The sequence below is a fragment of the Pseudomonas sp. FFPRI_1 genome (assembly GCF_055384485.1).
On sequence record NZ_AP029168.1, the window covers coordinates 2753128 to 2767423 of the forward strand.

The following is a 14296-nucleotide window of genomic DNA, read 5'->3' on the forward strand; positions in this document are numbered from 1 at the left end:
TATCCCTTAAGTGACTCTCGAGCTAGCCTGCCATGTCGAATCAAGTCCAGGATGGAGTGTTGCGGCAGCTGCGCCGCCACCAGTTTTTTTTGATCAACGGCGGAGGGCTTTTGATCACCATTGTCGTCCTGGCTGCTTGCGCTCTGGAGGTTTGGAGCAGTGCGCGAGAGCATTTGAGTAGAGTCCAGGAAGAGCTTGCCAGCGACGCCCGTCATATCAGCGAACTGAGCGCCCGAACTACGGCAACGCTGCGTAACAACGTACAGAATATAGAAATCGCCCTAAGGGATGTAGAACCCGTAGATGAGCAATTGTTGAAACAATATGAGGCGGGTCAGGCGGTACTGGCGGTTAGGAGTCAGGCGAACAGCAGCCCGGTATTGCTTATAGGAGATAACACGAGCAACAACCGACAGGACGCGTGGCCCTATATCCGTTTAGCGAAGCTGATGTCGCCGGCCTTGTCGGTCATAGTCAAGCGCAATTCTGGAGAACTTAGTTCCTACCTTATCAGCTCTGATAAGCGTTTTATGCTGCTGGCTATGGCGCCTTGGCCAGAAGATGCCTGGCAGCAAAAGCTGGCGCAGCAGCGTAGGCAGTTGGTACAGAAGCTATCCGGAGGGGATGAGCAGAACGATGAAAAGTCCAAGTCTTTGTCGATACCAACCCTGCGTTGGTTAGCACCCCGGCAGAGCCTTCTGACCGGCAAGTCGGCGATTACCATTGCTACCGGGCTGTTGGGTGCTGATGGCAAGTCGTTCGGGACACTATTTTTCGAATTGCCTGTGGAAATACTGACCAACGAATTGGCAGGATCTGAGTTTTCCGGCGACTGCGCGGTCTTCGACAAGACAGGGCAAGTCATAGTGACCTGCCGTGGCGCGCTCAATCAAAAGCAGATCGAAGCCGCGCAGAAAGGAATGCAGTTGGGGTTTGGCAGTACCTACCGTCGCGATTATCGTGACGGCCAGTTTTTCTATGGCAGGTCGCTTGGTCAGAATGGCTGGACGCTGGTTTATTATCAAAACTGGCGCGACATAGCCATTGGCATTTTTGAGCCGTTACTGATTTCTGTCTTCGCCGCAGGCGCCATCATTGCTTTGACTTGGAGTCTCTTGCTCCTGCTTCAGTCCCGTGTTCTGCGGCCTGCGCTGGAACGTTCCGCGCAAGTGTTTGAAAGTGAGCAGCTCAGCCGAACGCTGATTGAGACAGCGCCGATGGGCTTGGCTCTGGTAAACATAGACAGTGGTGAGGCACTACTGAGCAGCCCTCCAATGGTTGATATGCAGGGGCGTGTTCGCGGAGTTGATGGTGGCTTGCCAGGTGAGCTTATGCGTCAGTACATCCAGCATGGTGGCCGCGTCGAAACGCTCAACCAGGATATGACGTTCAATACTGAACAGGGAGAACCGGTGACTCTGGCGGTGAGCATGTCTGCGGCCCGTTTTCGCGGTCAGGATGTCATGGTCAGTACGTTTATCAATATCACCGACAAGAAGCGTTTGCAGCAGGGGTTGCTTCAAGCCAAAGAGGCCGCTGACCGTGCCAACGCTGCGAAGTCCTCGTTCCTTGCCTCGATGAGTCACGAGATTCGTACACCGCTCAACGCCATTCTCGGTAACCTGGAACTGTTGACCCATACCGCGCTGGACAGCCAGCTCGGTCGACTTGACGTTATCCGGCGAGCCTCGGACAGTCTGCTGGCGGTCATCAGCGATGTACTGGACTTTTCCAAGATCGAGGCAGGGGAGCTCCAGCTTGAACGAGTTGAATACGATGCTTTGGAAGTGGCAGCCAATGTTCTAGCAGTCTTCGAACCAGTCGCCCGGGCCAAGGGCATCCTTCTTACTGGTCATTTAAGTGACACCTTAACCCAATTCGTGAAGGGGGATCCGGTACGCCTGGGGCAGGTGTTATACAACCTGATTTCCAATGCCCTGAAGTTCACTGAGAGAGGGCAGGTTAGCTTGAGAGTAGTGCTGGAGACTGAGTTGCAGATGTTACGCATTGATGTGCATGACACCGGTATCGGCATGAGTGATGAGCAAGTTCAGCAGGCTTTTCAAGCTTTTCGCCAGGCAGATGAGTCGATTAACCGACGTTATGGCGGAACCGGTTTGGGGTTGGCCCTTTGCATGCGCCTCGCCGAGGCCATGGGCGGGAAGCTATCGGTACGCAGTGCTCTGGGGAAAGGCAGTACTTTTGAGTTGAGTGTGCCCTTGGGCATGCCTGTACAAGCCGAACGTCCTACCTTTTCCGATGGGCATATTCTGGTTGTGGCCGCCAGAGAGGACTGGCGCACCTATCTGCCATCTGTGTTGCGAGGATGGGGGTTGAGTGTCGGTATCTATCAGCATCCCGCCCAGTTGAGTGAGGTGCTGCTGACGAGGGCAGACGCTCTGGTGCTTTGGGGCGACCGTCAAACCTGGCACGTGAATGACGAGAAACGCTTGATAGACGAATCGTCATGGGTGATCGATTGTCGTTCGGAAGGAGTGTGCGGTCCGGTTGCAAATGGTCATATTCTGGAGACGACGATACATGGACTCAAAGGACTAGCTATAGCGTTGCGCCATGTCCTGCAGGGACAACCATTGCCCGTTCGCCAGGACTTCAACCAACGTCTTCCTGGTTTGTTGCACGTTCTGGTCGCGGAAGACAACCCCGTGAACCGCCGACTGTTTCAGGAACAACTAGAGCTGTTGGGGTGTACGGTCCAGCTTGCGGAGAATGGAGAGCAAGCGTTGAGCCACCTGGAAAGTGAGGCGTTCGATGTGCTCTTGACTGATCTCTCTATGCCCGGCATGGATGGCTATGCCTTGGCCCAAGCTGCAAGAGAGAGGTGGCCCCAGATGCCGGTTGTGGCAGCTACCGCCAGCGTCACCCTGCAGGAGCAGGAGCGCTGTCGGGCTGTCGGTATGGCGGCTGTGCTTAGCAAGCCGTTGTCACTGCGCGAACTCGGGCGGGCCTTACGTGAAAGTTGTGGCCTTTCCAGTACTGATGACAACGCAGTGTTCGTGCAGACGGCGGTGGCAACTCAGGATGACGCAGCGGACTGGTTGGGTGGGCAGGCACTCCCGGCAGAAGTTCGGCTGATGTTCGAGAAAACCTGCATGGATGCGCTGAAAGTGTTGCGACAAGCTCGTGATGTCATAGATGAGCAGCGGATATTGAACGAGCTGCACTCGCTTCGCGGAGCGCTGGGCGTCTTCCGAATGGACGCTCTGAGCAAGCAGGCTACTGCGCTTGACAGTCAGGTTCGGGCACTGGGACTAGAGCAAGCAAGTGACAATCTTCGAATGTTTTGCGAAGAGCTGGAAATGACGGTACTGCGCTCGCCTGCGTTAGTCCAAGAGTTGATTCAACGCATTCTGCAACTTGCTAAGGCAGGAGCCGACAGGGCAACCATCTTGGAGATCCATCGTCTGGGACAAGAGTTGGAGTCCGTGCTTGAGCAGAGCGGAGCAATTCACCTTGCGGGAAAGGTATAGGTTTTTGCATGACAGGGTAGGCTTGTACTCGTTCTGTTGAGATTACTAACAGTCCTGGCAGGTTTGGAGCTTTCGATTTTTTGAACATCCTCGTGGTATGCCTGAGCACAATGATGCTGTTGATCAGCTGATATTGAATCTACAAAGCACTGAATCACTATTGAACGACCGGCGGCGGGCATTAAGCTTTATAGGCTTATATGAACGTTTGGCTATGTTGTGCCTGCCCGTTTGATATATAGGCTGTTGGCTTTTTGTTCAGTGCATGAAAAGGCGGTTGAGTTGACTTTAAAGATTATTGCGAAATAGATGATTTAAAAATTAAGAGGGCCTGATGTTCTCTTTTTTATGTTCGATTTTTACTGGGTTATAAATTTTATAAGTGAGCGTGAATGTGCCTAACTGTTGTTGTTGTTGTTGTTGTTGTTACACATCATGATGTCAGGTTCTGAGTCCGTTGCTTGGTGCAGTGTGAGGGGCAATGATTTTTAGTTGGTGTTTGGAGCGCAATGGGCTCTGCAGGATGGCGGGTGAAAAATAGAACTTGTACTAATTAATGTCGATGATTTTCTTATTTGTTCCGTTTTTTATGGTGGGGTGATGGTTTATTCTTGAATTCAAAGATGAATTGTGTGTCATTTCTTATGGTTTGATAAAAACACCGTTTAAGTAGAGTTGCACTAGTCAGTTAAGTGGTGGCGTGAATTGAGTGCTTGAAGAGGTTCGAAAATCGATAGAGAGTGCTTGAGGTCTGTCTGCTAAAGGATTTGATTTTTTAAAAAGGTGAAGTATGAAAGAAGAAGTCTCAACAGAGGTGGCGCCGCTCTTTACTTCTTCAGCTAATATTGAAAAGGCGGTTGATAAAGAAGTTGCAAAAGTTGCTATATTGATGTGCACATATAACGGCGCTTCTTTCCTTGCTGAGCAAGTCAATTCGTTTGAGCGGCAAACACACCGTAATTGGCAGCTTTATGTCTCTGATGATGGGTCTCAAGACAAAACACTAGATTTTCTGCAGGCGCTGAGAAAAGAGTGGCAAAGCGGACAACTGCAGATTCTGAAGGGGCCGCAAAAAGGCTTTTCTGCCAATTTTTTATTTCTGACATGTCATGCTGATATAAGTGCTGATTTTTATGCCTGGTCAGACCAAGACGATATCTGGAAAGAAGAAAAGCTCCAGAAGGCACTCGCGTGGCTATATACAGTTCCAAGTCATATTCCTGCAGTTTATTGCGGGCGTACCAAGTTGATCAGCAAATTTGGTGTTCCTTGCGGGTACTCACCAAAATTTGGATTTCCTCCGCATTTCTCTAATGCTTTGGTTCAAAATATTGGCGGAGGCAATACCATGGTTTTTAACCAGGCTGCGCGAAGTCTCCTACAGCAGGCAGGAGATGATGTCGTTGTTCCTTCGCATGACTGGTGGGTATATCAGCTTGTCTCCGGTGTTGGCGGATCAGTTTATTACGATCCTGAACCTACAATCTTATATCGTCAGCATGATAGTAATTTGGTGGGTAGCAATGCCAGTTTTTCTGCACGTTTTAGACGGGTGTATGTGCTTTTAAAAGGAGGCTTTTGCGCGTGGAATGGGCAAAATATTCAAGCACTTGAAACTTTGGAACACCGATTGACCAGTGAGAGTCGTTATATTCTTGCTTGTTTTAAAGCAGCGAGAAAGCAAAGGCTATTGCAGCGTTTTTTCTTGGTCCGGCAAGCAGGCTTACATCGGCAAACATTGTTTGGAAATTTTGGGCTGATTGTTGCGATATTATTAAATAAAATTTAATTAATCAGTTTTGAGTGGGTAGGGGTTATGGGTAGTTATTCAGGCTCGCCAGTCGAAGCCTTACGGTCAGCCTGGAGTAATCGTAAACTAATTGCGATGCTGACAAAGAGAGAAATTCTTGGTCGATATCAAGGCTCAGTTTTAGGAGGGCTTTGGTCATTGATCAATCCGATATTGCTTTTAGGTGTTTATACTTTCGTTTTCAGTGTGGTTTTTCAAACCCGCTGGAGTGGAGGTGAGGGGTCTAAAGCAGAGTTTGCACTATTGTTATTCTCGGGGCTTATTGTATTCAATATGTTTTCGGAGGTGGTCAATCGAGCGCCATCTTTAGTTTTGTCTAACGCAAATTATGTAAAGAAAGTTGTATTTCCCTTGGAAATACTCTCTGTGGTTTCTTTGAGTTGTGCACTTTTTCATGCTGTTATTAGTCTGCTTGTTTGGTTGGTGTTTTACAGTGTCTTTATAAGTAGCCCGCCACTGACAATTTTATTGGTTCCAGTCATGCTTATGCCTCTAGTTCTTATCTCTCTTGGGGCTGGTTGGTTGCTGTCATCGATTGGTGTTTTTTTTAGAGATGTGTCGCAAGTTATAGGCGTGCTTGTTACTACGCTACTGTTCATGTCTCCAGTTTTTTATCCGGTTTCTGCCTTGCCGGAAACCTATCAAATAATCCTGTATTTTAATCCTCTGACCCTTTCAATAGAGTTTATGAGAGGTGTAATGGTTCAAGGTGAAGTCCCCAATCTGGTTAGGTTTTTCTTTTACTTTCTTGAAAGTCTGTTTTTCTCAATGATCGGTTTTGCATGGTTTCAAAAAACACGGAAAGGATTTGCTGATGTTCTCTGAGTCTGTAATTAAGGTAGACGGTATTGGCAAATGCTTTCATATATATGACTGTCCGCGAGATAGGTTTAAACAGTTTGTATTTTCGTTCCTTAGAAGAATGCTGGGTTTGTCAGAGAAAAAATATTATCGTGAGTTTTGGGCTTTAAAAAATATATCTTTCGAAATCAACAAGGGCGAGATTGTAGGTGTCATTGGTTGTAATGGAGCAGGTAAGTCGACCCTTCTGCAAATTATCTGTGGAACGCTCAGTAGTACTTTAGGTGCGGCAAATGTTCACGGTAGAGTAGCTGCGTTGTTAGAGTTGGGGTCTGGTTTTAATCCAGAGTTTACTGGGCGCGAAAATATATACCTGAATGGTGGAGTTCTAGGGCTTAGTGAAGTAGAAATTGATGCTAGATATGATGAAATAGTAGAGTTTGCCGATATTGGCTCGTTTATTGAGCAGCCAGTAAAAACCTACTCTAGTGGAATGTATGTCCGTCTGGCTTTTGCTGTTCAGGCATGTATTGAACCAGACATTTTAATTGTCGATGAAGCGTTGGCAGTAGGTGATATCGGATTTCAGTACAAGTGCTTCAAAAGAATTGAAAAGTTGAGGGATCAAGGTGCAACCATTTTGGTAGTCACTCATTCCACAGGAAGTATTCTGGAGTATGCCAGTCGTTGTCTCGTTCTCGCTGAAGGGCAGGTGATTATGGATACTCAAGACGTTTTATCTGCAGTCCTAACTTACGAGAAAGGAGCAGTTTTTCCCGAAAAGAGGCAAAGTGAATTGCCCGCTTTGCTAGAACTTCCCGATGTGTATTCATTGGAGTTGCTGAAGCAGTTTCAGAAATGTGAGATCAATGGTGAAGTTGGTGAAAAGAGATTTGGTTCTGCACGAGCTATTATCAAGACTCTTGATATCTATAGAGCGGACGGAAGTAATATTCTGGAACGCCCAATTATAAAGTCGGGTGAGCAACTGCGCTTTTCGTTTGTTGTTGAGTCCTCCGAGGAGATTGAAGGTGTTGTGCTGGGTGTTTCTCTCAGTAAAGCTCAAGGCGGAGATGTCTGGGGTGATAATAATTTAAGTGCAGGTGCTCCGATAAGTCTTCGTCGGGGGCGCTGCCGAGTTGAATATACTGTTCGTCTTCCTCTTAGTGCGAGTGAATATCTGGTGCACTGTGGGCTTGCATGTGTTTCTTCCGGAGAGCGTGAAGAGCTTGATCAGCGCCGACCGATGCAGCGTTTACGCTTCTGGACTCCCCGCGAACAAGTGGGTGTCGTTTATTCCCCAATAACTTTCAACGTAACCGACGCCTGATGTTGAGCATATTTTTACCCCCTTTTCCATTTCGGGGAACGGAAGCACCTTATCTTTGGATGTTCTATAAGTTTTTAAATGAATCCGAAGAGTCGTTGCACTTTATAATGTCGTCTTCTTACCTTAAAGATGGGCAGTATTTTACGCTTGATCAACGCTGGGAGATTGAGGCTGCTACTCTTAAAAGTCTAGGGTACAAAATTCCAAACGAAACAGTAATGGCAAGGCACTGTTATAGTCACCTTAAAGACAGTGTTTTTTCTGAGTTGTTGAGTGTTTCAGGTAACAATCCTATTTTTGCATTCAAAAGGTTTTTGACCGAACGCTTGCCTTTTCTCGAAGTCGAATTTCAGAAAATACTTTCCAATGATGACTTTAGAAATATTGAGGTGATACTGTCATGCTCGAATTGTCCGTCTCTTGAAGCGGTTGCTAAAAAATTAAATATCCCTGTCGTTCACTTCGAGCTGGGTCCCCTACGTGCGCCCAACTACTTGTCGACTGCCTACTTTGATTTTACTGGAGTTAATGGTAATACGGAGGCGGAAAAGCGTTATCTAGAGGTTGCAGATACTTTTGGTGATGATCTATTACTGGTTGAGGATGTCAGGAATTTTTTTACATCTTGTAATGAGTATGTGGCATCTGAGTCTCCTAAGTATGGCGTTGGTGTCCCTTTGCAAGTGGAAGATGATTCCAACTTGATTGCCTTTTCGAATGGGTACGATAACAGCTCGTTGATTGCGTATTCAAAGTTGTTGTATGGGCGAGATTTTGTTGTACGTACGCACCCGAATAGTATGTTTTTCTGTCATGGTCGTGACTTGGAACTTGACGGTTCGGTCAATAGTTCAGAATTTATTTCTGGATGCAGAGAAGTTGTCACGATTAATTCAAGTATTGGTTTGGAGGCTTTACTGTTCGAGCGTAAAGTAACAGTCTTGGGTGATAGTTCTTTTTCATTCTTAACTAACGCGGGTGATCAGGAAAAAGCCAAGCGCATTGCGTTTTATGCTTTTAGTTATCTGGTGCCTTTTAGTGAAGTTTTTAGCCCCGACTATATTCGTTTTCGCCTGAAACGACCCTCCGAGCTTGAAATATTGAAATGGCATATGAACGTTTACGGATATGCTTCGGTAGAACACGGTTCTATGGCGAAAATAATAAAAAGCGGGTTGGTGCGACATACTATGAATAAAATGGCACAAGCAAATGAAAAAATGCGTGAACAAATAAATAGGCTTGAGCTTGAAAATGAACAGTCAGTCTATGAGCGGCAAAAACTGCTGGAAGAAAATAAGCAGCTCTTGTGTAGCGCTAACCAGCAATTCGAAAAAGCCGTACTCTTGGATAAGGTTTTGGCCAGTGTCTCCTGGAAGGTAACCAAACCATTAAGATACAGCCGACAGTTAGCGACATCATTTGTGCAGGCCTTTACTGTTCATGCGTTACAAATAAGGCAAGCAGTCCAGATGATTAGATCGGATCCTAAGGTTCTTCTGCGTGCCACCAATTATATCCGAAATAACGGTTTTAAAGACGCAGCCAATCAAGTCGTGAGGCTTTTAGGGGATAATTATTCGACCCAAACCTCGCTTGCCAATTTTGATAATAATGCTGTTGCTTTTGTTTTGACTACAAAGCATTGTATGTTTGTGGCTGAATTGATAAAGAGTAATATGGAGAAGGTTGGGTTCTCAGTTGATATAATTTTTGATGTTCCTGCTTTTGGGTTTGACTCTTCACTTCACTTTGTCATTTGTCCGCAAATGTTTTCGAAGTTGCCAGATAGATATATTGCATTCCAAATGGAGCAATCAGTTAGCTCTCGCTGGTTTGAAGAGGGGTATTTGCAGACTCTCAAGAAGGCCCATGCTATATTGGACTATTCGCTTGTAAATATTAGCTTTCTTCAAGGTAAAGGCATCGACTTTAAGAAGCTTTACTATGTGCCGATATCATTTGCCCATACTGTTAGAGAGCCTAGGCTGACGACGAAAGAGTATGATGTGCTTTTCTATGGAGATGTCAATAATGAACGGCGTCTATGCTATCTTGAAGTTCTTGAGGCAAAGTATAAGGTAAAAGTAATAAGTGGTCTTTTTGGCGATGAGCTTTATCGTGAAATCGATAAGGCTAAGGTGGTTGTCAATATTCATTATTATGAAGGAGCTCTGCTCGAAACGACTCGTATTTATGAGTGCCTTTCAAGAGGGGGGCTGATTGTCTCGGAAAGTAGTTCGGATATTGTTGAGCATACTTGCCTTGAAGGTATTGTAGATTTTGTCGAAGTTGGAAATGTTCAGGCGATGGTCGAACGAATAGATCATTGGCTTTCAGATGAAAATCTTCGTCAAGATAAAGTGGCTAGTATTAAGGCTGGATTATTAGCAGTCCCTGATTTTTTTGAGTATTATTTTCAGCGTTTTTTATTGGCGAATGATATCATCGATTTTGATAAGTTTTATGATGTTGCGGCGGACAATATAAACTTTCAATCTGAATTTATTTGCCTCGGTCTTCCGGAATCAATTGAACGAAGAAAGAATTTTGAAAAAGATAATAAAGTAGGTTTTCAGTATTTTCCAGGTTTGCGACACAGTCTCGGGTGGGTAGGCTGTGGGCTGAGCTACAAATTTATTTTACGGAAGGCCTGCGAGCAAGCATTCAAAAAACTCACTGTCTGTGAAGATGATGTCGAGTTTTTTGATGGCTGGAAAGAGCGTTTTGATCGAATTCAGGAATATCTTGCAACCCAGCAGGATAATAGCTGGGATATATTTTCTGGCCTGATTGCCAATCTACACACCGACACGGATGTGAAGGCGACGAAACTAGTCGATGAACTTGAATTGATTTATATCAATAAAATGACTAGCACTGTTCTTAATACGTATAACTCAAGTGTTTTCTCAAAGGTGATTAAATGGGATGAAAATTTCCGGGATCCCTATGAGAATACAATCGATCGATTCATTGAAAGTCAAGATGATATTAATGTGGTCACCACATCTCCTTTTATTGTCGGCCACAAGGAGGAGCTTACGTCTACATTATGGGGCTTTCAGAATACACAGTACAAAGACATGATTGCTGCCAGTGAGTCTTTATTAAAAGAGAAGCTCCAGGCGTTCAAGCAGAAAAAGATCTCTGATACAACACCTTCGGCTTAACGCTTATCTTCTCTAAGGTCTGAATGTATTACCAATATTTGAGTTGAAGTAATAGAGGAAGACAAAAATTTTCCGGCGGCGTGTATTTTTGCAGATCTGTTGAGGGGGTGAGATAAAAATGTTTTGAAATTTTCGCTCATGATTTCTGAATGTTTACTAAGTTTTTCACCGTGTACATCTTAGGGCGGCTACTTGTATGCTGAAATTTTCGCCCATATTGACGATGCCAATACTATCGCCGCCGAGTTTGGCTGCTTTATTGAAAGCCTGGTTCAGTGCGTCATTATTAGATGACCCTTTCACTGTGAATGCCTCTAGAATTTTGCAACCTTGAACTGATGAGACTGTGACCAATTTTATATTTCTTCCTTCTTCTGTTAACTGTGTAGTGCAAGCCAGCGTTGAGATTGAAATTGTGAGGGTTGAGATAAAGAGGCGCAAATTATGCATTGCAGAAACACTCCTGTAGCGGTGTTTGCCATGTTACATTATTTGGACTCTTTATATCAGGGAGAGTCTGAAAAAAGGCTTGCAGTTTTAGTGAAGTAGCTGCCTGATCCGAACAAGGCGATTAATCCCGATGAAGCGGCTTTTACACTGATGCGGAATAAGGGCGAGCGAAGGCAGGAGTATTGCGGGTAACCGCAACTCAATGGCGCTAACTCCACCAATCACATACGAGATCGTAGAGCCAATGTCCACAGAAGAGTGTAACAACTTCAATCGCAGGTACCTTCTCCAGTGCATGGGCCTGGTCACGGCGGGGTTGGCGTTGAGGCCCCGAAGCAGCTTCGCCAGTGAAACCGAGACGCTTGGCTTCTCTAACGGTACGCGCGAGTTGGTGGTCTACCCACAGAAGCGTCCGATGCTCCGTGTGACGGCGCGACCACCACACCTGGAAACACTATTCTCGGTGTTCAACGAGTCGGTACTCACTCCTAATGATGCTTTCTTCGTTCGCTACCACCTGGCCAACGTCCCGACGTCGATAGACCCGGACACTTACCAGTTGCGCATCAAAGGACTTGTGGATAAACCGCTTACCTTGAGCCTCCGCGCACTCAAGGCCCTAGGGCGATCTGTCGAGCGGGTCGCGGTCAACCAGTGCTCCGGCAACAGCCGAGGCTATGGATCGCCCCGCGTATTTGGCGCGCAGTTGGGCAACGGCTCGATGGGTAACGCCCGTTGGACGGGCATACCGTTGAAAACCGTGCTTCAACACGCCGGTGTGCAAAGCGGAGCCCAGCAAGTGACGTTTCGCGGCCTTGACCATCCGGTATTGCCCAGTACACCGCAATTCATCAAGTCACTCAGTATCGACCTGGCGCTTTCCGACGAACCGATGATCGCTTGGGCAATGAATGGCACTGATATTCCCTTGCTTAACGGTTACCCGATCAAATTGATCGTTCCTGGTTATGCAGGTACTTATTGGGTCAAGCACTTGAGTGAAGTAAACGTCATCGACCATCGCTTTGATGGCTTCTTCATGGCCAAGGCCTATCGTGTGCCGGACAACGACTGCCAGTGCGTAGCGCCCGGCACGGTGGCTGAGGCTACACGGCCGATTGGCAAGTTGAAGGTGCGCTCGTTTATCACCAGTCTGCGGCCTGGCGATCATGTAAAAGCGGGCCAGACCATCACCTTGAAAGGCATTGCTTTCGATGGCGGTAGCGGCATTCAGTGGGTTGAGGTATCTGACAATGGCGGAAAAAAATGGCAACGGGCAATGCTCGGCGAAGACTTGGGCAGCTATTCATTTCGAGCATGGTCTCTTACTTGGCGCCCCCCGCACAAAGGCAAGGTCGGGTTGCAGGTTCGTGCATGCAGCAACCTGGGTGAGCAACAGCCGCTCAATGCCTCCTGGAACCCTTCTATCTATCTGAAGAACAACATCGAAACCACCCCGATTGATGTGGTGTAGGAGTCAAGCAATGCGCCATGTCTGGACAAAACTCATAGCCCTGCTTCTGGCGTTTTACATGATTGTGCCAGCGGCGCAGGCAGCACCACTGACGATAACGTTGCCGGCGGAGTCCATTTTTCTGAGGCCCTCCGATTTACCGGGCTATGCCATGGCCCAACAGAAATGCGGTATCTGTCACTCGGCCGATTACATCGAGTATCAACCCCCCGGTTTCAACCAGCAACGGTGGACCGGGCTGGTCCGCAAGATGAAAGACAGCTATGGCGCACCGCTCACTGACAGCGATGTGAGTGTAATCGGTGAATACCTGGCTGCGACGTACTCAAGCGGTGCCCCACCCGTCACAACAGCCGTGCAGACGATTGCGGCCCCCGTCGCCGACGTTAAGCAGTTGCTGGAGCAAAACACCTGTTTAGCGTGTCATGCGATCGATCACAAGGTGGTCGGGCCGGCGTATCGTGATGTAGCTAAACGCTACAAAGGCGATGTTCAGGCTGTTGCGAAACTGGTCGCACACATCGGCTTGGGCGGAGTGGGACGCTGGGGGGAAATTCCGATGCCTCCATTCCCACAGTTGAAACCGGAGGAGTTGAAACAGCTGGCGGACTTCGTCCTCGAGCAGTAGTCAGCTTTTGCGATCGAGGGGCTTTTGCAGCATATCCTTTCGATGGGGATTCCTGGGCAACCTCTGAAGTTGACGATGTTACGCAGGTCGATCGTTGCTGCGCGGCGTCGAAGACGTAGCTTGTGCGAATGTTGGTTGTATCGCAGTGGAGAAACTCCGGAGCATGAAGGCCGCCAGGTCATCTGGTAGATGTCCGTGCTGTGCAGCCTTCACGTTGTGACGAAAGCATCGTTCGTGACTGAGTACTTTTCTAAAAATTACTGATTGTTCCTAAATTCAAGCAGTCGGAGCTTCTCTAACCTATCGCTCTTAATTCATTTTCCCGAGTGGTAAGAAGGTGTATCTCCCTGTATCAGTAGCGTCCATTCTCGTACTGGGCTCAATTGTGCTCGATAGTCGAGCAGATGAGCTAGGCCCTCCCGCCTGGTTGTCATTAAATGATCGCGTATTCAATAGCGGCGCCCTGGCTGATTCGACGCAGGTTCGACTCGACTCACAGCCCTCGTTGCGATACTTGCCCTATAGGGACAAAGTTGTAACCGCTTTTGACGCGAAGCCGACCAACACGCAAGCCAGCAACGCGGATACCCGTAAACGAATAATTCGACGCGCACACGAGCTGATCGGCACACCCTACAAATGGGGGGGCATGTCCGAAGCCAAAGGTTTTGATTGCAGTGGATTACTGGTGTACCTGTTTCGCAGTGAGGCGGGTATAGAAATACCCCGCACTACGACCTCAATGATAGATAACGACTATTTACCTGTCTCTCGGCATGAACTCCAACCTGGAGACGCCGTGTTCTTTGACAACAAGAGGAATGGTCGTGTTGATCATGTGGGACTGTACATAGGTGAAAATCGATTCGTTCATGCTCCGCGCACAGGCACGAAAATCCGTATTGATTCACTCGACAATCGCTACTGGAAGCATCGCTACTTTGATGCCCGCCGATTCGATGTAAATTCGTCTACCTGAGTTCGATCGTCTTTTTTGCTGAGCGGTGTGGATTAGGGTGAATGCTTCAATTGGTTTGGGGTCGATGTGACCGCCAGATCTGGTATTCAATAGACGTCGCTTGGAACTCCTTTCCAAGGCTCTTGATACCTGACAAGAGCAAGTCCAGAACCAGGCCCAT

The 14296-nt window shown here is 47.3% G+C and carries 9 protein-coding genes; 8 read left to right on the forward strand and 1 reads right to left on the reverse strand.

The genetic code is table 11. The features are described 5' to 3' along the window. Positions 1-32 precede the first annotated feature (32 nt). The 5 genes from ACZ5BO_RS12405 (at position 33) to ACZ5BO_RS12425 (ending at position 10605) form a co-directional block, all read left to right on the forward strand. Entirely contained in the window at positions 33-3491 is a 3459-nt protein-coding gene (locus ACZ5BO_RS12405) for a hybrid sensor histidine kinase/response regulator (RefSeq protein ID WP_464700049.1), read from the forward strand. A 790-nt stretch (positions 3492-4281) separates the two neighbouring features. Further along, the gene (locus ACZ5BO_RS12410) at positions 4282-5280 is read left to right on the forward strand and encodes a glycosyltransferase family 2 protein (RefSeq protein ID WP_464700051.1); all 999 of its coding nucleotides are present in this window, start codon (positions 4282-4284) and stop codon (positions 5278-5280) included. A 27-nt stretch (positions 5281-5307) separates the two neighbouring features. Then, positions 5308-6126, forward strand: a complete 819-nt coding sequence (locus tag ACZ5BO_RS12415) for an ABC transporter permease (protein WP_464700053.1) — start codon at positions 5308-5310, stop codon at positions 6124-6126. Beyond that, positions 6116-7432: an ABC transporter ATP-binding protein gene (locus ACZ5BO_RS12420; protein WP_464700055.1), complete on the forward strand. Its 1317-nt coding sequence runs from the start codon at positions 6116-6118 to the stop codon at positions 7430-7432. The genes ACZ5BO_RS12415 and ACZ5BO_RS12420 overlap by 11 nt, the downstream gene beginning before the upstream one ends. After that, entirely contained in the window at positions 7432-10605 is a 3174-nt protein-coding gene (locus tag ACZ5BO_RS12425) for a GT99 family glycosyltransferase N-terminal domain-containing protein (RefSeq protein WP_464700057.1), read from the forward strand. Before ACZ5BO_RS12420 ends, ACZ5BO_RS12425 begins: the two co-directional genes overlap by 1 nt. Positions 10606-10770: 165 nt before the next feature. On the opposite strand, the gene ACZ5BO_RS12430 is transcribed toward ACZ5BO_RS12425, so the two are convergent. Further along, positions 10771-11055, reverse strand: coding sequence for a DUF4156 domain-containing protein (locus ACZ5BO_RS12430; protein ID WP_464700059.1), 285 nt, complete (start codon positions 11053-11055; stop codon positions 10771-10773). Between the two features lie 244 nt (positions 11056-11299). On the opposite strand from ACZ5BO_RS12430, the gene sorA reads away from it, so the two are divergent. The 3 genes from sorA (at position 11300) to ACZ5BO_RS12445 (ending at position 14136) form a co-directional block, all read left to right on the forward strand. Continuing rightward, positions 11300-12529, forward strand: coding sequence for a SorA family sulfite dehydrogenase catalytic subunit (sorA, locus tag ACZ5BO_RS12435; protein WP_464700061.1), 1230 nt, complete (start codon positions 11300-11302; stop codon positions 12527-12529). 10 nt (positions 12530-12539) lie between these two features. Continuing rightward, a complete protein-coding gene (gene sorB / locus ACZ5BO_RS12440) occupies positions 12540-13157 on the forward strand; it encodes a SorB family sulfite dehydrogenase c-type cytochrome subunit (RefSeq protein ID WP_464700063.1) in 618 nt (205 codons plus the stop codon). Between the two features lie 385 nt (positions 13158-13542). Beyond that, entirely contained in the window at positions 13543-14136 is a 594-nt protein-coding gene (locus tag ACZ5BO_RS12445; protein ID WP_464700065.1) for a C40 family peptidase, read from the forward strand. Positions 14137-14296: the final 160 nt, after the last annotated feature.

Bases quoted from the DNA above. Each gene is read 5' to 3' on its own strand.
- ACZ5BO_RS12405 (WP_464700049.1), top strand. From the start codon at position 33: ATGTCGAATCAAGTCCAGGATGGAGTGTTGCGGCAGCTGCGCCGCCAC.
- ACZ5BO_RS12410 (WP_464700051.1), top strand. From the start codon at position 4,282: ATGAAAGAAGAAGTCTCAACAGAGGTGGCGCCGCTCTTTACTTCTTCA.
- ACZ5BO_RS12415 (WP_464700053.1), top strand. From the start codon at position 5,308: ATGGGTAGTTATTCAGGCTCGCCAGTCGAAGCCTTACGGTCAGCCTGG.
- ACZ5BO_RS12420 (WP_464700055.1), top strand. From the start codon at position 6,116: ATGTTCTCTGAGTCTGTAATTAAGGTAGACGGTATTGGCAAATGCTTT.
- ACZ5BO_RS12425 (WP_464700057.1), top strand. From the start codon at position 7,432: ATGTTGAGCATATTTTTACCCCCTTTTCCATTTCGGGGAACGGAAGCA.
- ACZ5BO_RS12430 (WP_464700059.1), bottom strand. From the start codon at position 11,055: ATGCATAATTTGCGCCTCTTTATCTCAACCCTCACAATTTCAATCTCA.
- sorA (WP_464700061.1), top strand. From the start codon at position 11,300: ATGTCCACAGAAGAGTGTAACAACTTCAATCGCAGGTACCTTCTCCAG.
- sorB (WP_464700063.1), top strand. From the start codon at position 12,540: ATGCGCCATGTCTGGACAAAACTCATAGCCCTGCTTCTGGCGTTTTAC.